General features: G+C 72.7%; 27 protein-coding genes. 24 read left to right on the top strand and 3 right to left on the bottom strand.

Features of this window, described 5'->3' with window-relative positions:
* Window positions 1-110: 110 nt before the first annotated feature.
* From ACFQWG_RS06375 to dnaE, 5 genes are all read left to right on the top strand, one after another.
* Complete coding sequence (locus ACFQWG_RS06375; RefSeq protein ID WP_380973296.1) at window positions 111-707, top strand: DivIVA domain-containing protein; 597 nt, start codon at window positions 111-113, stop codon at window positions 705-707.
* A gap of 72 nt (window positions 708-779) precedes the next feature.
* The gene (lspA, locus tag ACFQWG_RS06370; RefSeq protein ID WP_380973293.1) at window positions 780-1,289 is read left to right on the top strand and encodes a signal peptidase II; all 510 of its coding nucleotides are present in this window, start codon (window positions 780-782) and stop codon (window positions 1,287-1,289) included.
* Entirely contained in the window at window positions 1,282-2,202 is a 921-nt protein-coding gene (locus ACFQWG_RS06365; protein ID WP_380973290.1) for an RluA family pseudouridine synthase, read from the top strand. The genes lspA and ACFQWG_RS06365 overlap by 8 nt, the downstream gene beginning before the upstream one ends.
* Complete coding sequence (locus ACFQWG_RS06360) at window positions 2,199-2,711, top strand: GNAT family N-acetyltransferase (protein WP_380973287.1); 513 nt, start codon at window positions 2,199-2,201, stop codon at window positions 2,709-2,711. Before ACFQWG_RS06365 ends, ACFQWG_RS06360 begins: the two co-directional genes overlap by 4 nt.
* Before the next feature lie 9 nt (window positions 2,712-2,720).
* Entirely contained in the window at window positions 2,721-6,272 is a 3,552-nt protein-coding gene (gene dnaE / locus ACFQWG_RS06355) for a DNA polymerase III subunit alpha (protein ID WP_380973284.1), read from the top strand.
* Here the strand turns inward: dnaE and ACFQWG_RS06350 are convergent.
* Both ACFQWG_RS06350 and ACFQWG_RS06345 read right to left on the bottom strand, forming a co-directional pair.
* Window positions 6,259-6,522: an RNA-binding S4 domain-containing protein gene (locus ACFQWG_RS06350; RefSeq protein ID WP_380973281.1), complete on the bottom strand. Its 264-nt coding sequence runs from the start codon at window positions 6,520-6,522 to the stop codon at window positions 6,259-6,261. The two genes, dnaE and ACFQWG_RS06350, sit on opposite strands and share 14 nt — an antisense overlap.
* Window positions 6,523-6,558: 36 nt before the next feature.
* Window positions 6,559-7,446 carry a fructose bisphosphate aldolase gene (locus ACFQWG_RS06345; protein ID WP_380973278.1) on the bottom strand — a complete coding sequence of 296 codons (888 nt, stop codon included), beginning with the start codon at window positions 7,444-7,446 and terminating at the stop codon, window positions 6,559-6,561.
* A 142-nt stretch (window positions 7,447-7,588) separates the two neighbouring features.
* Here ACFQWG_RS06345 and hisD point away from each other — a divergent pair, with 142 nt between their 5' ends.
* The 12 genes from hisD to thiL all read left to right on the top strand — a co-directional run bounded on the left by hisD (window position 7,589) and on the right by thiL (window position 17,187).
* The gene (hisD, locus tag ACFQWG_RS06340) at window positions 7,589-8,905 is read left to right on the top strand and encodes a histidinol dehydrogenase (RefSeq protein ID WP_380973275.1); all 1,317 of its coding nucleotides are present in this window, start codon (window positions 7,589-7,591) and stop codon (window positions 8,903-8,905) included.
* Complete coding sequence (locus ACFQWG_RS06335) at window positions 8,902-10,053, top strand: histidinol-phosphate transaminase (RefSeq protein WP_380973272.1); 1,152 nt, start codon at window positions 8,902-8,904, stop codon at window positions 10,051-10,053. The genes hisD and ACFQWG_RS06335 overlap by 4 nt, the downstream gene beginning before the upstream one ends.
* Window positions 10,050-10,655, top strand: coding sequence for an imidazoleglycerol-phosphate dehydratase HisB (gene hisB / locus ACFQWG_RS06330; protein WP_291496163.1), 606 nt, complete (start codon window positions 10,050-10,052; stop codon window positions 10,653-10,655). The genes ACFQWG_RS06335 and hisB overlap by 4 nt, the downstream gene beginning before the upstream one ends.
* 30 nt (window positions 10,656-10,685) lie before the next feature.
* Window positions 10,686-11,357 carry a hypothetical protein gene (locus ACFQWG_RS06325; RefSeq protein WP_380973269.1) on the top strand — a complete coding sequence of 224 codons (672 nt, stop codon included), beginning with the start codon at window positions 10,686-10,688 and terminating at the stop codon, window positions 11,355-11,357.
* 7 nt (window positions 11,358-11,364) lie between these two features.
* The gene (gene hisH / locus ACFQWG_RS06320; protein WP_380973267.1) at window positions 11,365-12,003 is read left to right on the top strand and encodes an imidazole glycerol phosphate synthase subunit HisH; all 639 of its coding nucleotides are present in this window, start codon (window positions 11,365-11,367) and stop codon (window positions 12,001-12,003) included.
* 46 nt (window positions 12,004-12,049) lie between these two features.
* Window positions 12,050-12,778 (top strand): bifunctional 1-(5-phosphoribosyl)-5-((5-phosphoribosylamino)methylideneamino)imidazole-4-carboxamide isomerase/phosphoribosylanthranilate isomerase PriA, encoded by a 729-nt coding sequence (priA, locus tag ACFQWG_RS06315; protein ID WP_380973264.1) that lies wholly within the window; start codon window positions 12,050-12,052, stop codon window positions 12,776-12,778.
* Window positions 12,775-13,518 carry an SseB family protein gene (locus ACFQWG_RS06310; RefSeq protein WP_380973261.1) on the top strand — a complete coding sequence of 248 codons (744 nt, stop codon included), beginning with the start codon at window positions 12,775-12,777 and terminating at the stop codon, window positions 13,516-13,518. The genes priA and ACFQWG_RS06310 overlap by 4 nt, the downstream gene beginning before the upstream one ends.
* 419 nt (window positions 13,519-13,937) lie before the next feature.
* Complete coding sequence (gene infC / locus ACFQWG_RS06305) at window positions 13,938-14,600, top strand: translation initiation factor IF-3 (protein ID WP_380973259.1); 663 nt, start codon at window positions 13,938-13,940, stop codon at window positions 14,598-14,600.
* 45 nt (window positions 14,601-14,645) lie between these two features.
* A complete protein-coding gene (gene rpmI / locus ACFQWG_RS06300; protein ID WP_291496173.1) occupies window positions 14,646-14,840 on the top strand; it encodes a 50S ribosomal protein L35 in 195 nt (64 codons plus the stop codon).
* Window positions 14,841-14,873: 33 nt separating this feature from the next.
* Complete coding sequence (gene rplT, locus ACFQWG_RS06295) at window positions 14,874-15,257, top strand: 50S ribosomal protein L20 (RefSeq protein ID WP_291496175.1); 384 nt, start codon at window positions 14,874-14,876, stop codon at window positions 15,255-15,257.
* A gap of 15 nt (window positions 15,258-15,272) precedes the next feature.
* Complete coding sequence (locus ACFQWG_RS06290; protein WP_380973255.1) at window positions 15,273-16,214, top strand: TrmH family RNA methyltransferase; 942 nt, start codon at window positions 15,273-15,275, stop codon at window positions 16,212-16,214.
* Window positions 16,201-17,187 (top strand): thiamine-phosphate kinase, encoded by a 987-nt coding sequence (gene thiL / locus ACFQWG_RS06285; RefSeq protein ID WP_380973252.1) that lies wholly within the window; start codon window positions 16,201-16,203, stop codon window positions 17,185-17,187. The genes ACFQWG_RS06290 and thiL overlap by 14 nt, the downstream gene beginning before the upstream one ends.
* A gap of 86 nt (window positions 17,188-17,273) precedes the next feature.
* Here the strand turns inward: thiL and rpmB are convergent, their stop codons facing one another.
* The gene (gene rpmB, locus ACFQWG_RS06280) at window positions 17,274-17,465 is read right to left on the bottom strand and encodes a 50S ribosomal protein L28 (protein ID WP_380973249.1); all 192 of its coding nucleotides are present in this window, start codon (window positions 17,463-17,465) and stop codon (window positions 17,274-17,276) included.
* Between the two features lie 225 nt (window positions 17,466-17,690).
* Here rpmB and ACFQWG_RS06275 point away from each other — a divergent pair, with 225 nt between their 5' ends.
* The 7 genes from ACFQWG_RS06275 to rnc are packed head-to-tail and all read left to right on the top strand — an operon-like array spanning window position 17,691 to window position 24,663.
* The gene (locus tag ACFQWG_RS06275; RefSeq protein WP_380973246.1) at window positions 17,691-19,277 is read left to right on the top strand and encodes a hypothetical protein; all 1,587 of its coding nucleotides are present in this window, start codon (window positions 17,691-17,693) and stop codon (window positions 19,275-19,277) included.
* Window positions 19,274-21,454 carry an ATP-dependent DNA helicase RecG gene (locus tag ACFQWG_RS06270; protein ID WP_380973243.1) on the top strand — a complete coding sequence of 727 codons (2,181 nt, stop codon included), beginning with the start codon at window positions 19,274-19,276 and terminating at the stop codon, window positions 21,452-21,454. Before ACFQWG_RS06275 ends, ACFQWG_RS06270 begins: the two co-directional genes overlap by 4 nt.
* 52 nt (window positions 21,455-21,506) lie before the next feature.
* Window positions 21,507-22,091, top strand: a complete 585-nt coding sequence (gene rsmD, locus ACFQWG_RS06265; protein WP_380973240.1) for a 16S rRNA (guanine(966)-N(2))-methyltransferase RsmD — start codon at window positions 21,507-21,509, stop codon at window positions 22,089-22,091.
* A 9-nt stretch (window positions 22,092-22,100) separates the two neighbouring features.
* Entirely contained in the window at window positions 22,101-22,619 is a 519-nt protein-coding gene (coaD, locus tag ACFQWG_RS06260; protein ID WP_380973237.1) for a pantetheine-phosphate adenylyltransferase, read from the top strand.
* Between the two features lies 1 nt (window position 22,620).
* A complete protein-coding gene (locus ACFQWG_RS06255) occupies window positions 22,621-23,358 on the top strand; it encodes a hypothetical protein (RefSeq protein WP_291496229.1) in 738 nt (245 codons plus the stop codon).
* Window positions 23,345-23,935 carry a YceD family protein gene (locus ACFQWG_RS06250; protein WP_380973235.1) on the top strand — a complete coding sequence of 197 codons (591 nt, stop codon included), beginning with the start codon at window positions 23,345-23,347 and terminating at the stop codon, window positions 23,933-23,935. Before ACFQWG_RS06255 ends, ACFQWG_RS06250 begins: the two co-directional genes overlap by 14 nt.
* Window positions 23,935-24,663 carry a ribonuclease III gene (gene rnc / locus ACFQWG_RS06245; protein ID WP_380973232.1) on the top strand — a complete coding sequence of 243 codons (729 nt, stop codon included), beginning with the start codon at window positions 23,935-23,937 and terminating at the stop codon, window positions 24,661-24,663. The genes ACFQWG_RS06250 and rnc overlap by 1 nt, the downstream gene beginning before the upstream one ends.
* The last annotated feature ends 30 nt before the right edge of the window (window positions 24,664-24,693 follow it).

Genomic DNA, 24,693 nt, shown 5'->3' with positions numbered 1-24,693 from the left:
TATCATTCGAATAGTCTGACTGAAAGTCATCGGTCCCAACCGGTGAGCCGGACGCCTGGGTCCCTGTCCCGAGCAGGGCTCGGGCCCAGTGAGCAGCGAAGGGTGAGGCAATGGATCTTCTCACGACAGAGGACGTCCTGAACAAGAAGTTCACGTACGTCAAGTTCCGCGAGGGGTATGACCAGGTCGAGGTCGACGAGTTCCTCGACCAGGTCGTCGGCACGATCTACGCCCTTCAGGTCGAGAACCAGGATCTGAAGGAGAAGCTCGAGGCGGCCGAGCGCCGCATCGCGGAGCTCTCCTCGGGCGCTCCGGCTCCCCAGGAAGCCCCGGTCCCGGTCCCGGCCCCGGAGGCCGAGCCGGCGCCCGCCGTCGTCCAGGCTCCCGCCCCGCAGGAGGTACCGGCCTCCGAGTCGGAGTCGGCGACCTCGATGCTGGCCCTGGCCCAGCGCGTCCACGACGAGTACGTGCGCGACGGCCGCGAGGAGTCCGAGCGCATCATCGCCGAGGCCCGCTCCAAGGGGGACGAGATCGTCGCCGACGCCCAGCGCCAGCACGAGCGCATCCTGGCCCAGCTCGACCAGGAGCGCGGCCTGCTCGAGACGAAGATCAACGAGCTGCGCAACTTCGAGAGCGACTACCGCACCTCGATCCGCGAGCATCTCCAGAGCCTCCTCGCCCAGGTCAACCAGGGCCCGGAGAACTGACGAGGCGGCCGGCCGAGCCGCGCCCAGCAGCACAGTGTCCCACGGGCCTGCGCCCGTCACCCGGAGGTGCCCGTGACTGAGGTTCCCGCGCGTCGGCGCGGATGGCCGGTGATGCTGGTCGTCGCGGTGGCTGCGGCCGCCGCCGACCAGGCGACGAAGCACTGGGCCGTGGGTGCGCTCGCGGAGGGGGAGACCCGCCCGCTCGTCGGGGACGCCCTCACCCTCCAGCTCGTCCGCAACTCCGGCGCGGCCTTCTCGCTGGGAGCGAACGCGACCTGGATCTTCACGATCCTCTCCGCCGCGATCGTGGCAGGCATCGCCGTGTGCGCCCCGCGCATCGCCCACCTGCCCACAGCCGCGGCGCTCGGCCTGTTGGGGGGCGGAGCCGTGGGGAACCTCATCGACCGCCTGATCCGTCCCCCGGCCTTCGGACGCGGGCACGTCGTCGACTTCATCAACTACAACGGGTGGTTCGTGGGCAACATCGCCGACGTCTGGATCGTCGTCGCCGCCCTGTGGCTGGCCGTGATGTACGCGACCGCCGGCCCGCGTGGGGGGCGCGAGGGCGCCGACGATGAGTGACGCCCGCCTGCTGCCCGTGCCCGAGGGACTCGCGGGCGAGCGCGTCGACGCCGCCCTCGCGCGCCTCCTCGGGCTGTCGCGCAGCAGGGTGGAGGACCTGGTCGCCTCCGGGCACGTGCGCGTCGGCGGCCGGGTCGTGCGCAAGTCCGACCGCCTGGAGGCTGGCTCCCTGGTCGAGGTCGTGATCCCCCCGCCCGACCGCACGCCCCCGCCCGTGACCGGCATGGCGATCCTCTACGACGACGAGGACATCGTCGTCGTGGACAAGCCGGTCGGCGTGGCCGCCCACACGGGTCCCGGATGGTCCGGCCCCACGGTCCTGGGCAACCTCGAGGCGGCGGGCTTCAGGGTCTCGGCCTCGGGGCCGCCCGAGCGCCAGGGGATCGTCCACCGGCTGGATGTCGGCACGTCCGGGGCGATGATGGTCGCGAAGTCTGAGCTCGCCTACTCGGTGATGAAGCGCGCCTTCAGGGAGCGCACGGTCACGAAGATCTACCACGCGGTGGTCGCGGGCCATCCCGACCCGGACTCGGGCACCATCGACGCGCCGATCGGGCGCCATCCCTCGCGCGAGTGGCGCATGGCGGTCATCGACGGCGGGAAGAGGGCGGTGACGCACTACGACACCCTGGAGCTCGTGCCCGGCGCCGCGCTGCTGCGCGTCCACCTGGAGACCGGGCGGACCCACCAGATCCGCGTCCATATGGCCGCGATCCGCCACCCCTGCGTCGGTGACGTGTTCTACGGGGCGGACCCGGTCCAGGCCCGCCGCCTCGGACTCGGCCGCCAGTGGCTGCACGCCGTCGAGCTCTCCTTCGCCCATCCGCGCACCGGGCTCCCGCTCACGGTGCGCTCGCCGTACCCTGAGGACCTCCAGCATGCGTTGGACCTGCTGAGGAGAGGACCGGCGTGAGCGCCGTGCATGTCGTGGAGGCGACCTCCCGGGAGTTGCGGATGGCGGAGATCGCCATCCGCTGGGACGTGTTCGTCGTCGAGCAGGGAGTGGAGCCGGTCCTGGAGATCGACGCCCGGGACTTCCGCGACGACGTCGTCCACCTCGTCGCCCTGGAGGACGGCACCGAGCGCCCGCTCGGCGTCGTCCGCCTGATCCCCGACGGAGACGACCACTACCACCTCGGGCGCCTCGCGGTGCGCATCGAGGCGCGGAGGAGCGGGGCGGGGGCCGCGCTGGTCCGCGCCATCCACGACCTGGTGGCGCGTCGCACACCGGCGGGGCGGGAGGGCCTCATCACCCTGGACGCCCAGATCCAGGCCATGGGCTTCTATCGGCGCCTGGGATACGCGGAGGCGGGAGGCGAGCCGTTCCTCGACGCCGGGATCTGGCACCGAACCATGTCGCGCATCGTCCAAGGGCAGGCGTCGCCCTCGTCCGCCCGTGCCCCCGGGGTGGCGCTCCTCTAGGATCGGGGCATGGGCTCCAGTGACTCCTTCGTGCACCTGCACAATCACTCCGAGTACTCGATGCTGGACGGCGCCGCGAAGATCACGCCGATGGTGCAGGAGGCGGCCCGGCTGGGGCAGCCGGCCCTCGGGCTGACGGACCACGGGTACCTCTTCGGGGCCTACGAGTTCTACACGGCCTGCCAGAAGGCCGGAATCAAGCCGATCATCGGCCTGGAGGCCTACGTCACGCCCGGCACCTCCCGATTCGACCGCCACAAGGTCCAATGGGGAGAGGCGTGGCAGCGTGGCGACGACGTCTCGGGCGGCGGCGCCTACAACCACCTCACGCTCCTCGCGTACTCCACGGAGGGCATGCTCAACCTCTTCCGGCTGGGATCCCGCGCCTCCACGGAGGGACAGTTCGGCAAGTGGCCGCGCGCGGACAAGGAGCTCCTGGAGGAGTACCACAAGGGTCTCATCGTGTTCACGGGCTGCCCTTCGGGCGCCGTCCAGACGCGCCTGAGGCTCGGCCAGTGGGACGAGGCCGTGCGCGAGGCCTCCGAGCTGCGCGACATCTTCGGGCCCGAGAACTTCTATGTCGAGGTGATGGACCACGGCATCGACTTCGAGAGGCGCACGGCCAAGGACCTGCTGCGCCTGGCCCGTGAGCTCGACGCCCCCCTGGTGGCCACCAACGACGCCCACTACGTGAAGAAAGAGGATCGCGACATCCAGGACGCGCTCCTGTGCATCAACTCCGGCTCCCGCCTGGCGGACCCCGACCGTTTCCACTTCGACGGCGACGGCTACTACATCCGCCCCTCCCAGGAGATGCGCGCGGTGTGGTCGGAACTGCCCCAGGCGTGCGACTCGACCCTGGAGATCGCCGAACGCTGCGACGTCCACTTCACCACGACCGACGAGGGCGCGAACTACATGCCCGACTTCCCCGTGCCCGAGGGCGAGGACAAGACCTCGTGGTTCATCAAGGAGGTCGACCTCGGGCTGCGCGGGCGGTTCCCGGAGGGGGTCCCCGACGCCGTGCGCAAGCAGGCGGAGTACGAGGAGAACGTCATCGTCCAGATGGGCTTCCCCGGCTACTTCCTCACGGTGGCCGACTACATCAACTGGGCGAAGTCCCAGGGCATCCGCGTGGGACCTGGACGAGGCTCCGGCGTCGGCTCGATGGTCGCCTACGCGATGAACATCACCGAGCTCAACCCGATGGAGCACGGCCTGATCTTCGAGCGCTTCCTCAACCCCGAGCGCATCTCGATGCCCGACATCGACGTCGACTTCGACGAGCGTCGGCGCGAGGAGGTCATCGAGTACGTCAAGCGCCGCTACGGCGAGGACCGCATCAGCCAGGTCGTCACCTACGGCCGGATCAAGACGAAGCAGGCCCTCAAAGACTCCGCGCGCATCATGGGCAAGGACTTCAAGATGGGCGAGCAGCTCACGAAGGCGCTCCCGCCCTCCGTCATGGGCAAGGACATCTCCGTCAAGGGCATCTTCGACGAGTCCGACCCCCGCTACGCCGAGGCCGCGGAGTTCCGCAAGCTCTACGAGGAGAACCCCGACACCCATGAGGTCGTCGACATGGCCCGCGGGCTGGAGGGCCTGACCCGCCAATGGGGCGTCCACGCCTGCGCCGTCATCATGAGCTCCCACACGCTCACGGACATCATCCCCATCATGAAGCGCCCGCAGGACGGCGCGATCATCACCCAGTTCGACTACCCCACCTGCGAGGGGCTGGGGCTGCTCAAGATGGACTTCCTGGGGCTGCGCAACCTCACGGTGATCTCCGACGCGCTGGAGAACATCACGCTCAACGGCAAGGAGCCCCTGGACATCGACCACGTCGCCCTCGACGACGCGCGCACCTACGAGATGCTCGCCCGCGGGGACACGCTGGGCGTCTTCCAGCTGGACGGCTCCGGCATGCGCGAGCTCCTCAAGCTCATGCGGCCCGACAACTTCGAGGACATCACCGCGACCAACGCGCTGTACCGCCCCGGGCCCATGGGCGCGAACTCGCACACGAACTACGCGCTGCGCAAGAACGGGCGCCAGGAGATCACCCCGATCCACCCCGAGCTCAAGGACTCGATCAAGGACATCCTGGAGACGACCTACGGCCTCATCATCTATCAGGAGCAGGTGATGCAGATCGCCCAGCGGGTCGCCGGGTACTCGCTCGGACGCGCAGACATCCTGCGCCGCGCGATGGGCAAGAAGAAGAAGTACATCCTGGACCAGGAATTCGAGCCCTTCAAGGCCGGCATGATGGAGCACGGGTACTCCGCCGAGTGCGTCCAGACCCTGTGGGACGTCCTGGTCCCCTTCTCCGGCTACGCGTTCAACAAGTCCCACGCCGCCGGGTACGGCCTCGTGTCCTACTGGACGGCCTACCTCAAGGCGAACTACCCGACGGAGTACATGGCGGCGCTGCTCACCTCCACGAAGGACAACAAGGACCGGCGAGCCCTGTACCTGGCCGAGTGCCGCCACATGGGCATCACGGTCCTGCCCCCGGACGTCAACACGTCGATGGGCACCTTCGCGCCTGTCGGCAGGGACATCCGGTTCGGGCTGTCCGCCATCCAGAACGTCGGGCAGAACGTCGTCGACGCGATCGTCCGGGCGCGCAAGGAGAAGGGGCCAGCGACCTCCTTCCAGGACTTCCTGGACAAGGTCCCCGCCGTCGTGTGCAACAAGCGGACCATCCAGTCCCTCATCAAGGCGGGCGCCTTCGACTCCCTGGGCCACACGCGCCGCGCGCTGCTGGCCCGCAGCGACGAGGCCGTCGACGCCGTCACGGACGTCAAGCGCAATGAGGCCGTGGGCCAGTTCGACCTCTTCGGAGGGCTCGGCGGGGACGCGGGCGAGGTCGCAGCCGGCTTCGCCATCGAGATCCCGGACCTCCCGGAGTTCGACCGTCGCCACAAGCTCGCCGACGAGCGCGAGATGCTCGGCCTGTACGTCTCCGACCACCCGCTGCGCGGTGTCGAGAGCGCCCTGGCGCGCTTCCAGGACGTCGAGATCGCCGCGATCGTGGGCGGCGAGGAGTCGATGGGCGACCGGGTCGTGCGGATCGCCGGCCTGGTGTCGGGCGTCCAGACGAAGGTGACGAAACAGGGCAATCCGTGGGCGATCGCGACCGTGGAGGACCTGTCCGGGTCCATCGAGGTGCTCTTCTTCCCGCGCTCCTACGAGACCATCCAGTCGGTCCTGGCCCCCGACATCATCGTCCAGGTCGAGGGCAAGGTGAACATCCGCGACGACCAGGTGTCCGTGTACGGGCAGTCGCTGACCGTCCTCAACCTGCGCGACGACCAGGACGTGCCCCTGGACCTGGAGCTGGCGGCGAGCCGGTGCACGACCGACCTGCTGACGGAGCTGCGCGGCTGCCTGGAGGCCTTTCCCGGGGCGTCGCCGGTGCGGCTGCACCTGCGCCAGCCCGGACGCACGACCGTCGTGGAGGTGGATCCCCGGCTGCGCGTGTCCCAGACCAGCGCGTTCTTCAGCCAGGTCAAGGCGATCGTCGGGGTGGGGGGCGTCCTCACGCAGAGGTGACCCGGGCGCGGAGGACCCCTGCCGGGGTCGCGACCTCGATGAGGTCTCCTGCGCTCAGCTGGCGGCCGCGCCGCGCCTCGGGGGCGCCGTTGACCGACACGTCGCCTCCGCGCACGATCTCGCGGGCCTGCGCCCCGTCCTCGGCCAGGCCGGCGAGCTTGAGGAACTGCCCGAGCCGGATCACCCCGGTCACGCCGACGCCCGGCACGGCCTCTCCGCCGCTGGTCCCGCTCCCGCGCTCATCCCCCATGGACCCAGTGTGGGCCATGGGGGAGGCGGGCGCGAATCAGCTGGCCGACGCCCGGGCGATCGTCTCGATGGAGGCGCCCAGCGTCTGGGAGAACTCCTCATCCGACTGGTCCGCCCGCAGGCCCTCAAGCAGGGCCCGGGAGAAGGAGGCGATGAGGCCGTGGTTGAGGGCGAGACGCTCGCAGGCCTCGTCGCGGCTGTAGCCGCCCGACAGCGCCACGACGCGCACGACGCGCGGGTCGGCGATGAGCGGGGCGTAGAAGTCCGGGCGCGCGGGGATGGTCAGCTTGAAGATCACCCGCTGGCCGTCCTCGAGCGTGTCCAGGCCCGCGCGGATCTCGGTGAGCAGGACCGTCTCGGCGACCTCGCGGTCTGGGGCGTGGATGTCGACCTCGGGCTCCAGGATCGGGACGAGATCGTGGGCCAGCACCGTGCGGGCGAGGTCGAACTGCTGCTCGACGATCGAGCGGATCCCGAGGGTCTGCGGTTCGAGGATGACCGAGCGCTCCTTCGTCCCGAAGATCCCGCCCTCCGCGGCGTGGCCGAGGACCGCGTCGACGTCGGGGATCGGCTTCATCAGCCGCACGCCGCCCTGGGCGTCCTGGAGCCCCTTGTCGATCTTGAGGATCGGGACGATGCGCTTGCGCTGCCACAGGTAGGCGGCCGTGGGCAGGCCCTCGACCTCGGAGTCCATGGTCCGCTGGAACAGGATCGCGGCGAGGATGTGGTCGGCGGTGAAGGCGGGATCCGTGATGACGCGGGTGCGCATCCGGTGGACGAGATCGAACATCTCGTCCTCGGTCTGCCACGCCCCCTCCGTGATCCCGTAGTTCGCCAGCGCGCGCGGCGTCGAACCGCCGGACTGGTCGAGGGCCGCGATGAACCCAGCTCCGTGGCCCATCCGGGTGAGTTGTTCGTCGTTCACGAGTCACTCCCTCCCAAGCGGTGGCGCCGGATGCGTCATCGCCCTTCCAGTGTAGGGGCGGCGCCTCCGCGCGGAGAGGGCATCGGCGTCCGGTTCCCGGCCCTGCCCGCTCCCGATGGCGCCGAGCCCCTAGGCTGGGCGCATGAGACGCATCGACCTGCGGGGGAGCACCCCCCAGACCTCGGAGTTGCGCACCGTCCTGCCGCGAGCCGCCGTCGACACCGCCGCGGCCGCGCAGGTGGTCCGCCCGCTCATCGACCGGGTGAGGGACGAGGGCGCCCCCGCCCTCTACGACCTGGCTGAGCATTTCGACCATGTGCGTCCTCGCCGGCTGCGCGTGCCCGCCGAGGAGATCGAGCGGGCGCTGGCCGAGCTGGACCCGCGGGTCCGCGCGGCCCTGGAGCTGTCCATCGCCCACAACCGCGTCGGGCACCTCCAGCAGATGCCCCGCCCGGGCTCGGTCGAGGTGGTCCCCGGCGGCGTCGTCTCCCAGCGGTGGGTCCCCGTGTCGCGCGTGGGCCTGTACGTGCCGGGCGGGTTGGCGGTGTACCCCTCCTCCGTCGTCATGAACGCCGTGGCAGCCCAGGTCGCGGGCGTCGGCTCGATCGCGCTGGCCTCCCCGCCCCAGGCCGCATTCGGCGGTCTGCCCCATCCGACGATCCTCGCCGCCTGCGCGCTGCTGGGCGTCACCGAGGTGTGGGCCGTGGGAGGCGCCCAGGCCATCGCGGCGCTGGCCCTGGGCTTCGAGGACGGCGGCGACGTCTGCGAGCCGGCGGACGTCATCACCGGCCCGGGCAACATCTACGTCGCGGCCGCCAAACGGCTGGTCAGAGGCATTGTTGGGATCGACGCGGAGGCGGGCACCACCGAGATCGCCGTGCTCGCCGACGGCTCAGCCGACCCGGCGCTGGTCGCGGCGGACCTCATCAGCCAGGCCGAGCACGACCCTGCGGCCGCCTCGGTCCTCATCACCGACTCCAGCGCCCTGGCCGACGCCGTCGAGGCCCGGATCCCGGGCCAGGCGGCCGCGACGCGCCACACCGAACGGATCCTCCAGGCGCTGTCGGGCCCGCAGTCGGGGATCGTCCTGGTCGACGACATCGACGCGGGCCTTCGGGTCGTCGACGCCTACGCGCCGGAGCACCTGGAGGTCCACACCCGCGCCGCCGCAGACGACGCGAGCCGGGTCCGCAACGCCGGGGCGGTCTTCGTCGGCCCATCCTCGCCGGTCCCGCTGGGCGACTACATCGCCGGGTCCAACCACGTCCTGCCCACGGGGGGAACCGCCCGCTTCTCAAGCGGGCTCAACGTCATGCAGTTCCTGCGCTCCCAGCAGGTCGTCGAGTACTCGCCCGACGCCCTGGCCTCCGTGGCAGCGCCCCTGGAGGCCCTGGCCGAGGCGGAGGATCTGCCGGCGCACGCGGCGGCGGTGCGCATCCGGACGGGGAGGGAGTCATGAGCTCGCCGGCCACCCCGCCCCTTCCCCTGCGCGAGGACCTCGAGGGGCTGGAGCCCTACGGCGCCCCCCAACTGGATGTCCCCGTGCGGCTCAACGTCAATGAGAACCCGTACCCCCCCTCCGACGCCGTGGTGGCGGACATCGCGCGGGCGGTGGAGGAGGCGGCCCGCGGCCTCAACCGCTACCCGGACCGGGACGCGCCGGAGCTGCGGGCCGCGCTCGCGGACTACCTGGCAGTGGAGTCCGGAGTGCGGGTGGACCCCTCGCTCGTGTGGGCCGCGAACGGGTCGAATGAGGTGATGGTCCAGCTGCTCCAGGCCTTCGGAGGCCCCGGGCGCACGGTTGTCGGCTTCGCCCCCACCTACTCCATGTACCACGAGTACGCCCGCGACACGAACACCCGATGGGTGCAGGGGCAGCGCGGGGACCGCTTCGCGCTCGACCTCGACGAGGTGGAGCGGGTGCTCAGGGCCGAGCGGCCCTCGGTGGTCCTGCTGGCCAGTCCCAACAACCCGACGGGCACCTCCCTGGAGGCGCCGGACCTGCGGCGCGTCCTCGACCTCGCGCGCGACCTGGGCCCGCAGGTCGCCGGGACGCGCCGGGCCGCCGTGGTCGTCGTCGACGAGGCCTACGGGGAGTTCCGGCGCGAGGGTGTCCCCTCGGCTTTGGAGCTCCTGGCCGGGAACCCCCACCTGGTGGTCTCGCGCACCATGTCGAAGGCCTTCGGGATGGCGGGCCTGCGCCTGGGGTACTTGGCGACCGCCAGGGAGATCGTCGACGCCCTCATGCTGGTGCGCCTGCCCTACCACCTGTCGGCGACCACACAGGCGACGGCCCTGGCCGCTCTGCGACACCGGGAGGAGCTCATGGCCCAGATCGCCGGCCTGCGCGGGGAGCGCGACCGGCTGGCCGCGTGGCTGCGCGGCCGTGGTCTCGAGGTGGCGGACTCGGACGCGAACTTCGTCCTCTTCGGGACGTTCGCGGATCGCCGGGCGGTCTTCCATGCTTTGCTGGACCGGGGTGTGCTCATCCGCGTCGTCGGGCCCGAGGGCTGGCTGCGGGTGTCGGTGGGCACGCCGGAGGAGATGGAGGCCTTCCGCGTCGCCCTGGACGACGTGGCGGCACGACAGTCAGGAGGGGCGCTGTGAGCGGGAACCGGGTGGCAGTCATCGACCGGGCGACGTCGGAGTCGACGGTGCACATCGAGATGGACCTCGACGGGAGCGGGGTCACCGACATCCAGACCACGGTGCCCTTCTACGACCACATGCTCAACGCCCTCGGCAAGCACTCCCTCATCGACCTGACGGTGCGCGCCCACGGGGACACGGACGTCGACGTCCACCACACGGTGGAGGACACGGCGATCTGCTTGGGCCTGGGCCTCAAGGAGGCCCTGGGGGACAAACGCGGGATCCGCCGTTTCGGCGACGCCACCGTCCCGCTGGACGAGGCGCTGGCCCGGGCCGTCGTCGACGTGGCAGGCCGGCCCTACATCGTCCACGAGGGCGAACCGGCCGGTCAGGAGTACCACCTGATCGGCGGCCAATTCACCGGATCGCTCACCCGCCACGTCCTGGAGTCGCTGGTCTTCAACTCGGGGATCTGCCTGCACATGACGGTCCTCGCCGGACGCGACCCCCACCACATCGTGGAGGCCCAGTTCAAGGCGCTGGCCCGCGCCCTGCGGGCCGCGGTGGAGCCCGACCCCCGCGTCAGCGGCATCCCCTCGACCAAGGGCTCGCTGTAACATGGTCCGGTTCGCCGGGAAGGAGCGGTCATGAGCGAGCGCGACGACGACATCGACCGGGAATTCCAGGACCTCATCGCCCAGTTCGACGAGCCGGCGCTGGTCCCCCCCGGAGAGGACCTCTCGGATCTCGGGCGCCTGCCGGGGAACGGGGAGGATCTGGACACCCCCGTCGACGAGTCCCTGCACCTGGAGGGCGGTCGCCTCTCCGTGGGTCTCGTCCTGGCCCCGGTGTCCTCGCCGGAGGCCCTGCACGCGCTGCTGGGGCTGGCGGGATTCCGCGAGACGGTGGTCCGCCTGCGCCCCTGGACGGCGGTGTGGCTGCGCGTCGAGACGGTTCCCGCACCGGAGGACGAGTTGGAGGAGCTGTTGGGCGGCGGCCGGACGATGCCCCCGGCGGTCGACCGCGTGGCCCGCGTCGTCTCGCGGCTGTCGAGGTTCGGCGCCGTCGCCATGATGTCGTGGCTCGTGGAGGGCGAAGGGGTGGAGCCCGGGGTCTCCGGGCAGATCAGCGCGCGACGCTACGTCCGGGGCGAGCCCGAGGACGACATCCCGGCCGGTGTGCTCCTGGGCGCCATGCCGCCCGCCACGGAGGACCTGCTGCTCGGGCGCACCGAGCCCCGCGACTACCCGGACTCCGTGACGTCCGACGGGGCGACCCGGCGCCGGCGCGGGCCTCTCGACTGGTTCCGGAGGAAGTGATCACGCGATGACACCGCCTCGCGTCGTCGTCCTCGACTACGGGTCGGGCAATGTGCGTTCCGCGTGCCGCGCGCTCGAGCGCGTCGGCGCGGAGGTGTCCCTGAGCGCCAGCCCCGGCGAGGTCCTCGCCGCCGACGGGCTCGTCGTCCCGGGGGTCGGCGCCTTCGCAGCGGTCATGGACCAGCTGCGCGCCGTCGGCGCCCCACGGCTCATCGAGCGCAGGCTCGCGGGCGGACGCGCGGTGCTGGGCGTGTGCGTTGGCCTGCAGGTGATGTTCGAACGCTCCACCGAGAAGGGGGAGCACGCGGGCCTGGGCGAGTGGCCCGGCACCGTCGAGCGGCTCGACGCCCCCGTCGTGCCCCACATGGGGTGGTCCGAGGTCGCTCCGCCCGCCGGGACCCGGTTGTTCCGCGGCGTGGAGGACCAGCGCTTCTACTTCGTCCACTCCTTCGGCGTCCTGACGGATCCCGCGGCCGGGGCCGCGGACGGGCCCTCCGCGCCCCCGCTGACGACCTGGGCCGAGCACGGGTCGCGTTTCGTCGCCGCCGTCGAGGACGGGCCCCTGTGCGCGACCCAGTTCCACCCGGAGAAGTCCGGGGAGGCCGGCGCCCGGCTGCTCACGAACTGGCTGGGCATGCTGGCCTGACGCCCGCTCCGCCCTCGTCCACGCCCGCCCCCTGGAAGGACACCCGATGACCACGCCCCTGACCCTGTTGCCCGCCGTCGACGTCGTCAGGGGGCAGGCTGTGCGCCTCACCCAGGGGGAGGCGGGGACCGAGACCTCCTACGGGTCGCCCCTGGAGGCCGCCAGCGCCTTCGCCCGGGCCGGCGCCTCCTGGCTGCACCTGGTGGATCTGGACGCGGCCTTCGGGCGCGGTTCCAACGCGGACCTGCTGGCCGGGATCGTCGCCCGCGTGCCCCTGGACGTGGAGCTCTCGGGCGGGATCCGCGACGACGCCTCGCTGCGCCGCGCCCTGGACGCCGGCGCCCGGCGCGTCAACCTGGGGACGGCCGCCCTCGAGGACCCCGATTGGACCGAGCGGGTTATCGCCGAGTTCGGGGACCGCGTGGCCGTCGGCCTGGACGTGCGCGGCGAGACGCTGGCGGCGCGCGGGTGGACCCACGAGGGCGGCAACCTGTGGGAGGTGATGGAGCGCCTGGACGCGGCGGGGTGCCGGCGCTACGTCGTCACCGACGTCACGCGCGACGGGATGCTGGCCGGTCCCAACCTGGGGCTCCTCGAACGCGTGTGCCGGAGGACCCCGGCGGCGGTCGTCGCCTCCGGGGGAGTGTCCTCGCTGGCCGACATCGCCGCCCTGCGCGGGCTCACCGGCATCGGCGTCGAGGGCGCGATCGTGGGCAAGGCGCTCTATGCCGGGGCCTTCACGCTGGAGGAGGCGCTGGAGGTGGCGCTCGGATGATCTCCGAGGAGCAGCGGGCGCGGCTGGCGCAGCGGCTGTCGCGCCGCGTGGACACGACGGACCGGGGCGATGCGCTCCCGTTGACTCGGCAGGCGTTGGCGCTGGGCGAGGGGACCCCCGAGGCCGAGCGCGCCCGCCTGGAGGGCCTCGTCGAGGCGCTGTCCGCCGAACGCGTGATCCTTCCCGTCGAGGTGGAGGTCCTCCCCGACCCCGGCGCGGCGGGCGCGGTGCATGCGGGAGGCCGCTCGGAGGCCTCCTTCACGCGCTCGGAGACCCCCGTCGGACCGGCGCTCGCCGTGTACTCCTCGGCGCGCCGCCTCCTGGCGGACCGGCCGGACGCCCGACCGATGCCGGCGCCCGTCAGCCGGGCGGCGCTGGCCGCCCTCGTCGACACCGGGGGGCACCTGGTCGTCGACCCCGGCGGCGCGGCGGTGGTCCTCCCTCGGCCCGCCACGGCGGCGCTCGCCCAGGGGGACAGATGGCTGCCCGCGTGGCGCGACGCCGAACTGCGTGAGGACCTGCTGGACCGGGCCGCGCAGGCAGGCCCCGTCGCCGACGTCCGCGTCGTCTTCGGAGGAGGGGTCCTCACCCGCGTCGAGCTCGCGGTGCCCGTCGGGGGCGACCCGGGCGAGGTCCGGGCGCGGCTCGCGCTGGCGCTGCGGCGCGTGGGAGCCTCGCCGCGGCTTCGGGCGGCGGCGGACCGCGTCGAGCTGGTCCCCGTCCCGGCGTCCCCGGTCTGAATCCCGGCCGTTGAGGAGTGAGTAGCGCCGAGTGCGCGGTTCGGCGGTCCAATCGGCCTGCAGACTCCTCCGGGGGACGTCGAACCTTGCGCTGGGCGCTCGCCGTCGCCTTGAGCCGGCCCGCGTGAGCGAGCGCACCCCGCAGATCGGAGGCGGAGCTGGAGGGCGGCGCGGCGGGGATGGTATCCTGGACGCCGACCGTCCGGGCACATGCCCGGGACGCAAGCGGAGATCCTCCCACCTGGATGCCCGTCGGTGTGCGACCACTTCGCCGCACGCGGATGCGCGCAGGCGACATGCCGGCGCAGGGAATCGGGTCAGACGGTCCCTCCACCACAGGTGGCGGGGTGCCGGATCGGACAGGCCTTCGCGCGCGTCGCCGCACGGGGGCCTTCTCCCGTTCCGGCACACCGATCACATTGTGGAAGTGGAAGGAGTCACCCATCAGCGAGCCTCGCATCAACGATCGCATCCGGGTCCCCGAGGTGCGCCTCGTGGGCCCCGGCGGGGAGCAGGTGGGCATTGTCCGTGTGGAGAATGCCCTGCGTCTGGCCGAGGAGGCCGGACTGGACCTGGTCGAAGTCGCGCCCGACGCCAAGCCCCCGGTCGCCCGGCTCATGGACTACGGCAAGTACCGCTATGAGGCCGCCCAGAAGGCCCGCGACGCCCGCCGCAATCAGGCGAACACGCAGCTGAAGGAGATCCGCTTCCGGCTCAAGATCGATGACCATGACTTCGCCGTGAAGAAGGGCCACGTCGAGAGGTTCCTCGGCCAGGGCGACAAGGTGAAGGTCATGATCATGTTCCGCGGCCGCGAGCAGTCGCGTCCGGAGGCGGGCGTGCGCCTGCTGCAGCGCCTGGCCGAGGAGGTCTCGGAACTGGGGACCGTCGAGTCGATGCCCCGCCAGGACGGCCGCAACATGACCATGGTGCTGGCCCCGACTCGGCGCAAGGCCGATGCGGTCAACGAGCAGCGCAAGCGCCGCGAGGCCGAGCGCGCGGCGCGACGCGGCAAGCAGGCCGAGCGCTCCAGCAGGGACCAGGCGCGTGGCGCGGGCTCCGCTGAGCAACAGAAGGACTGAGGCACCGGCCGCTGGCCGGCGCCGAGAGATGAGGAACGAAGAGACATGCCGAAGAACAAGACGCACTCCGGGACCAAGAAGCGCTTCCGCCTGACCGGGTCCGGCAAGATCATGCGCGAGCAGGCGGGCGGACGGCACCTGCTGGAGCACAAGTCCAGCCGTAAGACCCGCCGGATCGCCTCCGACCAGGTGGTCGCCCGCGCCGACGCCAAGCGGGTCCGCACCCTGCTGGGCAAGTGACCGGCACGTTCTGAGACATAAGGAGCACTGGAAATGGCACGTGTCAAGCGTTCCGTCAACGCGAAGAAGAAGCGCCGGGTCGTCCTCGAGCAGGCGTCGGGCTACCGCGGTCAGCGTTCGCGCATGTACCGCAAGGCGAAGGAACAGGTCACTCACTCCTTCACGTACAACTACCGTGACCGCAAGGCCCGCAAGGGCGACTTCCGCCGGCTGTGGATCCAGCGCATCAACGCCGCGGCCCGCGCCAACGGCCTCACCTACAACCGCTTCATCCAGGGGCTGAATCTGGCGGGCATCGAGGTCGACCGCCGCATCCTCGCCGAGCTCGCGGTCAGCGATCCTGGCGCCTTCACGGCCCTGGTCGAGGCGGCGAAGACGGCTCTGCCCGACGACGTCAACGCCCCGAAGCCGGCCTGACCCTTCCGGGCACCCGTGTCTGCAGGGAACTCCTCCGAGCGCCCGCCTCTCCTGGACAACCCGCGCGCCGAACGCGTGCGGCGGGTCCGCGGACTGGCCGGGCGCTCGGCGCGCGAGCGGAGCGGGCGGATCCTGGTCGAGGGCCCGCAGGCCGTGCGCGAACTGGTCCGCCACCGCGCCCCGTGGGTCCTCGACGTCTACCTGACGGCTCAGGCCCGGGAGCGCCATCCAGAGATCGACGAGGCCGCGCTCTCCGCGACCCGCTGGGTCCATGAGATCTCAGAGGACGTCGCCCACGTGATGTCTGGCGAGGCGCAGGGCGTGGTCGCCGTGGCGGACGCCGGGGCGATCGGGGGGGCGGTGCCAGGCCGCGGAGCCCTGGCCGCGCGGGTCGCGGGGGCGGCGCCCGTGGCCGGAGCCGTCCCGGACCGGGGCGCCCCAGGGGTTCTCGCCGTCCTGGCGGAGGCCCAGGACCCCGGCAACGCCGGGACGATCATCCGCACGGCGGATGCGATGGGGGCGGCGGGCGTCGTGGTCGCCGCCGGATCCGTCGACGTGCGCGCGCCGAAGGTCATCCGCTCCTCAGCGGGATCCGTCTTCCACCTGCCCATCGTCACCGGGTGGCCCCTGGACGAGGCGGTTCGAGCGCTCCACGAGCAGGAGTGCGTCCTCGTCGGCACCTCCGGCTCGGACGGCTCCCTCGATCTGGCGGAGCTTCTGGAGGACGGCCTGGTCCGTGCCCCCTCCGTCCTGGCGGGCCCGGTCGCCTGGATGATGGGCAACGAGGCCCGGGGCCTGTCCGCCGACCAAGAGGCCCTGTGCGACCTCCTCGTGCGCATCCCCATGACCGGGCAGGCGGAGTCCCTCAATGTGGCCTCGGCGGCGGCCATCTGCCTGTTCGCGTCCCAGACGGCGGGTTCGCGAGCCCGATACGCTGGTGGGCATGCGCATCCGTGAGCTCGACGAGACTCAGCTGATCGAGAGCTTCCAGCGCCTGCTGCCGTCGGGCGGACGCACGGTGGTGGGCCCCGGCGACGACTGCGCGATGGTCGCCGCACCCGAGGGGGCCTTCCTGGTCACCACCGACGTGCTCGTGAGCGGGGAGCATTTCCGCCTGGACTGGTCCGCCCCGGATGAGATCGGAGCCCGGGCGGCCGCCCAGAACCTGGCGGACATCGCCGCGATGGGCGGGCGGACGTCCTCGCTGGTCGTCTCCCTGGTGCTGCCGCGCGACCTCGACGTCGACTGGCTGCTCGCCCTGGTCGCGGGCTTCGGGGAGCGGGCGCGCGCCGCGGGCGCAGGCGTGGTCGGAGGCGACCTGGCGGCGGGGGAGCAGCTGACCATCGCGGTGACGGCCCACGGGTGGGCGTCCGCGGCGCCGGTGCTGCGGACGGGCGCCCGTCCCGGCGACACGCTGGCGGTGGCCGGGACGCTCGGGCGATCGGGCGCGGGACTCGAGCTGCTGGGCCGGGGCCTGGTCGCCGGGAGCGAGCACGACCCGACGGTGCTCGGGGGTCTCTCCGAGGCGATCCAGGTCTACCGCGCGCCCGTCCCTCCGCTGGAGGCGGGCCCCGCGGCCGCGGCCCATGGGGCCCACGCCATGCTCGACGTCTCCGACGGGCTCGTCATCGACGCCGGACGGATGGCCAGGGCCTCCGCCGTGGTGGTGGAGCTGGACTCCTCGTTGCTGGGGCCCGATGTCTGGGCCCTCGAACCCGCCGCGCGCCTGTGCGGGCACCCCGCACTGGACTGGGCCCTGTTCGGGGGGGAGGACCACGCGATGCTGGCGGCCTTCCCGCCCGCCGTCGTCCTGCCCCAGCCCTTCCGCCCCATCGGCGTCATCGGGGCGGTCGAGCCGGCGGCCGCGCCGCGCGTGCGGCTGGATGGCCGGGAGGTCTCCGGCGGGTGGGACCACTTCCGCCGATCGTGACGGAGGCCCGGAGCGGGGGACGCGAGAAAGAGGGCCCGCGAGGATCTCTCCCCACGGGCCCCGCCGGTCCCGGGCCGGCCCGGCGATCAGATCGCGCGGATGACCTTGTCGGATTTCAGGCAGGTGGTGCACACGTTGAGGCGCCTGGGGGTCCCGTTGACCAGGGCGCGCACGCGCTGGATGTTCGGGTTCCACCGGCGGTTCGTGCGCACATGAGAGTGCGAGACGCTCTTGCCGAAGCCCGGCCCCTTGCCGCAGACGTCGCAAACGGAAGCCACGATGTTCTCCTCGATGACAGTGTCGGTGATCCCGCCGGGGCGAGATGGTCGGCCCGCGTGGAGGATCCAGCACGGGCAACCACAACAGGATAACGGACAGGAGGGCGCCGGTCCAAGCAGCTGGGCGCCTTCCCGCGTGTCAGGTGGCACACAGCGCGGCCCCCGCCGACAATTGGCGGGTCGCGGGCCGCACGGTCCGCCGTCCGACGACTCCCGGAGGGGACCGTGCCACTGACCGCAGCCACGTGGGCGGCGACGCTGCGCCTCGCCGCGGAGGAGCTGGGCCGGATGCGCGTCTTCATCGACGACCTGGACGGGTGGGATGGTGAGGACGGCGACACCGGGTCGAACGCCCACCTCACGGTCGCGGCGATGGAGCACGCGGTGGCGTCCCTGGATCCGTCGGCCCCGCTGGACGCCGCGCTGGAGGCGTCGGCCGTCGAGGGCCTGCGCGGGGGCGTCGGGCACGTCGGCGTGCTGCTCGCGATCGTCGTGTCGGCCTGGGCGCGCGCCGTCGGCGCCTCCCAGCCCGTCACCCCCGTCTCGCTGCGCCGGATGCTGCGGGCGCTGCCCTGGGAGGTCCCGGACGCGCACCTGGAGTGGACGGTCGCCGTGGAGGCCATGTTCGACGAGGCCACGTCCGAGCTCGACACGTTGGGGGAGACCCTCCCCGATGAGGCGGGCATCGTCTCCCGGTTCTCCGCCCAGTCCCAGTACGGCCTCGTCAACGCCACCTCGGAGCGGACGGGGCGGGTGGATGCGGGCGCCGCGGTGCTCGCCGTGCTCGTCGCCTGCCTGGACGCCGCCGTGAGGGAGGACCACGCGATGCTCGACTCCCTGGCCAGGATGCTCGCGGAACTCGCCGGGTCGAACGCGCCGCCCTCACCGCGCCCGCAGGCGCCGGCCCCCGGGCGCGCGTTCACCGTCGACATCCTCCTCCAGGGATCCCGCTCCGACGCCGGCTCCGCCCGCGCCGCCCTGGACGCCCTCGGCGTGCGCTACTCCTGCGCCGGGCACATCGACCTCTTCGGAGTCGGCACCTGGCGTCTCCATGTCGACACCTCCGCGCCGCTGGCGGTGAGGCCGCGCGCGGGCGCGGTGCGGCGCTTCCAGGTCCGTGACGCGCGGCCGGACGAGATGATCGGCCAGGACGCCCTCTCCGATGGGGTCACCCACCGTGGGGTGCGCCTGCTGGAGCGGCGCACGCTGCGCCGGGTCGAACGCGCCGCCGTCGTCGCCCTCACCCGCGCGCCCGGTCTGGTCGAGGACCTCGCTCAGGCCGGGGCCGTGGTCCTGCTGGATCCCGATCCCGCCGACCTCGGGGTCGTGGACGCGCTGGCCCGCAGGTCCTCCGCAGGCGTGTGCCTGGTCGTGCCCGGGTCGGGCGTCCTCCCCGGGATCGACGAGAGCGACCCGGCGCGCATCGTCGTGGCCGGCAGCCGGGACGACCTCTCGGCGCTGGCGGTCGCCCAGGCCTGCGGCCCCCTGTTCCTCCCCCAGCCCGGCGGGCCGGAGGCCGCCGCCCTCGTCGCCCAGATGCTGCGCGGCACCGCCGACCAGGCCCTGGCCCGGTCCACGGTGGTCCCTCTGCCCGGAGACGCCGACGGCCCCCGGGTCCAGGCGGCCGTCCGGGAGGTGCTCGCCGTCCAGCCACGCGCCTGCCGCGTGCTGGTGGCCGCGGGCGACGGGCCGATGCTCGTGGCCGTGCTCCGGCAGGTCCTCGCCGGCGCCGGGCCCGAGCCGCCGGCGCCCGACCTCGAGGTCATGGACGGAGGCCAGGAGGGGCCCAGCCTCCTGCAGGGGATCCGATGAGCGCGCTGGACATCCCCCTGTCCCTGCGTCTGCCCCGGGCGACCGCCCGGAAGCTCGACGCCGTCGGGATGCGGACCGTCGGCGACCTCCTGTCCCTGCCTCCCCGGCGTTACGACCACTGGGGGGCGCTCACCCGGATGTCCGGCCTGCGCGAGGGCGAGGACGTCACCCTCCTCGCCGAGGTCGTCTCGCAGCGCCTCATCCCCAACCGGTCGCGCGCCGGCGTGCGTCTGGAGGTCACGCTGACGGACGGCGCCGACCAGATGGCCGCCACCTTCTTCGCCCACTCCGAGTACCGCCTGGCCCCGCACCGCCGCCTCCTGATCCCCGGATCCACGTTCCTCTTCGCCGGCAGGGTCGGGTCCTTCCGCGGAAACCTCCAGCTCACCCACCCGCAGTTCGAGGGCGCCGAGGACGAGTCCGAGGACGACATCCGCCGCCGGCAGGAGCGCCCGATCCCGATCTACCCGGGAGGGTCGGGACTGACCTCCTGGGTGATCGCGCGCGCCGTCGCCATGGTGCTCGACCAGCTGGACGACGCCGACGTCCCCGACCCGGTGCCGGAGGAGGTCCGCACCCGTCGGGACGTCCTGGCGCACGCCGAGGCCCTGCGGCTGCTCCACGCCCCGAGCAGCGACCTGGACCATCGGCGAGCCCGCCAGTCGCTGGCCTTCGAGGAGGCCTTCGTCCTGGAGGCGGGTCTGCTGGCCGCCCGGGCCGGCGTCAGCGGCGAGCAGGCCCCCGCCTGCCCGGTCTCGGACAACGCCGTCCTGGAGGCGCTGCTCGGCCACCTGCCCTTCACTCTCACCGAGGCCCAGCGCTCGGCTCTCGCTGAGATCCAGGAGGATCTCTCCCTCACGCGCCCGATGCAGCGCCTGCTCCAGGGGGACGTCGGCTCCGGGAAGACGGTCGTGGCGCTGGCGGCGATGTGCCAGGTCGTGGGCGCCGGCCACCAGGCGGCCCTGCTGGCCCCCACCGGCATCCTCGCCCAGCAGCACGCGGAGTCCCTGAGACGCCTCCTCGAACCGGTGCGGCAGGCGGGCCGGGAGGTCCCCCTGCGCGTCCTGACGGGCGCGTCGGGTGCCCGGGCCCGGCGCGAGGTCGACGAGGTGGTGCGCGGGACGGATCCCGCCATCGTCGTGGGCACGCACGCGCTGCTCCAAGACACCGTCCGCTTCGCGGACCTGGGCCTGGTCGTCGTCGACGAGCAGCACCGCTTCGGCGTGGCCCAGCGCGACCGCCTGCGCCGCCCCTCGGGGGCGGACGGGGACTCCCGACGGGTCGCCCACCAGCTCGTCATGACCGCCACCCCGATCCCCCGGACCGTGGCGATGACGGTCTTCGGCGACCTCGATGAGACCCGCATGACGGGGCTGCCCCCCGGCCGGACCCCTGTGCGCACCTATCTGGTCGATGCCGCGAACGCCGCCTGGATGGACCGCGTGTGGGCCCGCGCACGGGAGGAGGTCGCCTCCGGCGGGCGCGTGTACGTCGTGTGCCCCCGCATCGACGAGGACGACGCCGTCGCCGACGCCGACGCGGAGGCGCCGGGGGGCTCGCGCCCCCCGCTGGCGAGCGTCGCGGCCGTCGCCCAGAGCCTGCGGGCCTCGACGCCGTTGGCGGGGCTGGGGATCCAGGAGCTGCACGGGAAGATGCCGCAGGCGCGCAAGACTCAGGTCATGGAGGACTTCACGTCGGGTCGCGCCCCGGTGGTCGTGGCCACCACCGTCGTCGAGATCGGCGTCGACATCCCCGAGGCGTCGCTGATGGTCATCCTCGACGCCCAACAATTCGGGCTCTCCCAGCTCCATCAGCTGCGAGGGCGCGTCGGACGCTCCGAGCGCGAGTCGGTCTGCCTGGCCGTGCACCGCCACGAGGCCGGAGCCGCGACCATGGAACGGCTGCGCGCCTTCGAGGGCACCACGGACGGCTTCGAGCTGGCCAACGAGGATCTGCGCCTGCGCCGGGAGGGCGACGTGCTGGGCGCCGACCAGTCGGGGCACACCTCTGGCCTGCGCTTCCTGTCCGTGCAGCGCGACGAGGCCCTCATCCGCGTCGCCCGGGAGGAGGCCGCGGACGTGGTGGCCCGGGACCCGCGCCTGGCGGGCCACCCGGACCTCGCCGCATCCGTCCGGGCTCGCTCCGGAAGCGACCTCGTGTGGATGGAGCGGTCATGACGGGCGGGGACGCCCTCGTCGATGTCTGTGGAGGACCCCGTACAGTGGAGCCATGACGCGGATCGTGGCGGGTGAGGTCGGCGGGCGCACCCTCAAGGTCCCCCCGCGCGGGACGCGTCCCACCTCCGAGCGCGTGCGCGAGGCCCTGTTCTCCCGGCTCGAGCACCAGGGCGCCGTGGATGGGGCCCGCGTGCTGGACCTCTACGCGGGATCCGGCGCGCTGGGCCTCGAGGCCCTCTCCCGGGGCGCCGAGCGGGCGGACCTCGTCGAGCGTTCGCGCGCGGCCGCCCAGGTGGTGGCCGCCAACATCCGGACGACGGGATTCGGCGACCGCGCCCGCGTCCACACCACCGACGTCCGGACGTACCTGCTCTCCCGGTCCGGGGAGACGATGCTGGGCGGCGACGTGGACCTCGTCCTGGCGGACCCGCCCTACGACATCGGGGATCAGGAGCTGGCAGAGGTCCTGGACCTCCTGGCCGCCTGGATCGGGCCGGAGGCCCTAGTCGTCGTCGAGCGCTCGACGCGCAGCCCCGAGCCCCAGTGGCCCGGCCACCTGGTCCTCGAGGACCGCCGCACCTGGGGGGAGACGGCCGTCTGGTCCGCCTCACCCGCGCCGGGCGCGGGCCCTGCCTAGACTGGGCCCATGACGACCGCCGTGCTGCCGGGCTCCTTCGACCCGATCACCCTGGGGCATGTCGACCTGGCGCGACGCGCCACGCGCCTGGCCGACCACGTCGTCGTGGCCGTCGGCGTGAACGCGGGCAAGCGCGCGCTGCTGCCCGTGGATCTGCGCGTCGACCTGGCGGCCCAGGCGGTCGCCGGCATCGAGGGCGTGAGCGTGCGCGGTTTCGACGGGCTGCTCGTCGACCTGTGCCACGAGCTCGGGGCCGACCTCGTCGTCAAGGGAATCCGCGACAGCGCGGACGTCGCCTGGGAGACGACGCAGGCGAGCGTCAACCGCGAGATCGGCGGCGTCGAGACGGTGTTCCTGCCCACCCGGGGAGAGCTCGCCCACGTCTCGTCCTCGATCGTGCGGGAGCTGGCCTCCTTCGGAATGGACGTCTCCCGGTATGTCCCCGCCGCCGTGGCGCGCGCCCTGGCGGACAATGGGCCATGGGACGGACGGGACGGACACGGGTCGCAGGGAGTGGACGATGACTGAGATGGCTGAGCAGCAGCAGGACGCGGGGCCCGACGGCGCCGCCGCAGGAGGGGACCAGGACTGGTCGGGCGACCAGACGGTCTACGGCCCCTCGACGGTCATCGCCGCGCTCGACCAGATGGAGGATCTCATCAGCCAGGCGCGGGCGGTGCCCCTGTCCGCCACGGTGATGGTGAACCGCGCGGAGTTCGTCGACCTCATCGAGCAGGCCCGGGAGGCCCTCCCGGAGGACCTCGTGGCGGCCGACGCCGTCGTGGCCGACGCCGACGCCGTGCTCGGCCGAGCGGACTCCGCCGCCGAGGTCACGATCGCGGAGGCGAACGCCCGGGCGCGCGCCACGATCGACGCGGCGCGGGAGAAGGCCGAGCAGATGCTCGCCGAGGCCCGTGAACAGGCCGACCACCTGGCGGCTCGCGCCGCCGAGGACGCGGAGAACACGCGCGCCCAGGCGCGGGCCGACGCGGAGTCCGCCCTGGCCGACGCGAGCGCGCAGGCCGAGCGCCTCGTGTCCTCGGCGACGATCACGCAGATGGCGGAGGATCGCGCCCGCCAGATCGTCTCGGAGGCGAAGGATCGCGAGCAGAGGATGCGCAGTGGCGCCGACGAGTATGCCGCGACCTCGTTGGGCGAGCTCTCCCGGCTGCTCTCCGACCTCCAGCGGCGCACGGACGCGGGCCGGCACGCCATCGCCGAGCGCAACGGAATCGACCAGACGGACATCAGCATTGACCACGACTGACACCCCCTTGCTCCTCACCCTGACCGATCTGCCGCGGGCGATCGGCTCCACGGTCCACCGGTCGCTCGCCTGGACCGCGCCCGATGACCTCGGCACCTCCTCGATGCGCGTCGAACCCGGGACCGAGCTGGCTCCCGAGGTCGACCTCACCTCCGTCGACGACGGGGTTCTGGTGCGCCTGACCATGGCCGTCGACCTGATCGGGGAGTGCGTGCGCTGCCTGGACCCGGTGCGCGCCCACCACGACGTCGAGGCGGCCGAGGTCTACTTCGAGCCCGGCGACCCCCGCCACCGCCGCGCACGCCAGCAGGCGGAGGACGAGCCGGAGGAGGACGACGTCGCCCGGATCGGGCCGCACGACACGATCGACGTGGAGCCGTTGGTCCGCGATTCCGTGGTCACGCTCGTCGATCCGCTGCCCCTGTGCCGCCCGGACTGCCCCGGCCTGTGCCCCGTGTGCGGCGAGAGGCTCGCGGACCTGCCCGCCGGCCACCGCCACGAGGACGTCGACCCGCGCCTGGCGGGCCTCGCCGCCCTCCTGGAGGACGCCCCCGGCTCGGAGGGGGACGCGCGCTGATGCCACGCACGCCGCGACTGCCCGTCCCCCCCAACGACGACCCCGCGCAGCTTCTCGCGCGGTGGGGAGCCGACATCGATCCCGAACTGCTGGAGCTCGCCCTCACGCACCGCAGCTACGCCTACGAGGCGGGCGGCATCCCGCACAACGAGCGCCTCGAGTTCCTCGGCGACGCCGTCCTGTCGATCGTGGTCGCGGACAGGCTCTTCCGCGACCACCCGGACCTCCCCGAGTCCGATCTGTCGCGGATGCGCGCGGCGACCGTCTCCCAGGAGCCCCTGGCGATGGTCGCGCGCTCCATCGGGCTGGGCGACTTCATCCGGCTGGGGCGCGGCGAGGGGCTGACGGGAGGCCGCGACAAGGACTCGATCCTCTCCGACACCGTCGAGGCCCTCATCGGCGCCACCTACCTGTCCCACGGCCTGGAGGCGGCGCGCTCCGTCGTCCTCCGCCGCCTCGCCCGCCTGCTCGACCACGCGGTCGAGAGGGGCCAGACCCAGGACTGGAAGACGATCCTCGTCGAGTACGCGCACGCCCAGGGGCTGGAGGAACCGGTCTACGCGGTCGAGGGGGAAGGGCCCGACCACGAGCGCGTCTTCACGGCGCGCGTGTCCTTCGGCGAGGGCGAACCCGCTGGCCGTGCCACCGAGACCTCGAAGAAGCACGCGGAGAACATGGCCGCGCGCGACGCCATGAAACGCCTCGACCCGCAATGGCTGCCCTCATGAGCGGTCCGGCGTCAGCACTGGGACCTTCGC

The sequence above is a fragment of the Schaalia naturae genome, assembly GCF_042665795.1.
Classification (GTDB): Bacteria; Actinomycetota; Actinomycetes; order Actinomycetales; family Actinomycetaceae; genus Pauljensenia; species Pauljensenia naturae.
This window is presented reverse-complemented; position numbering and strand designations above follow the sequence as displayed.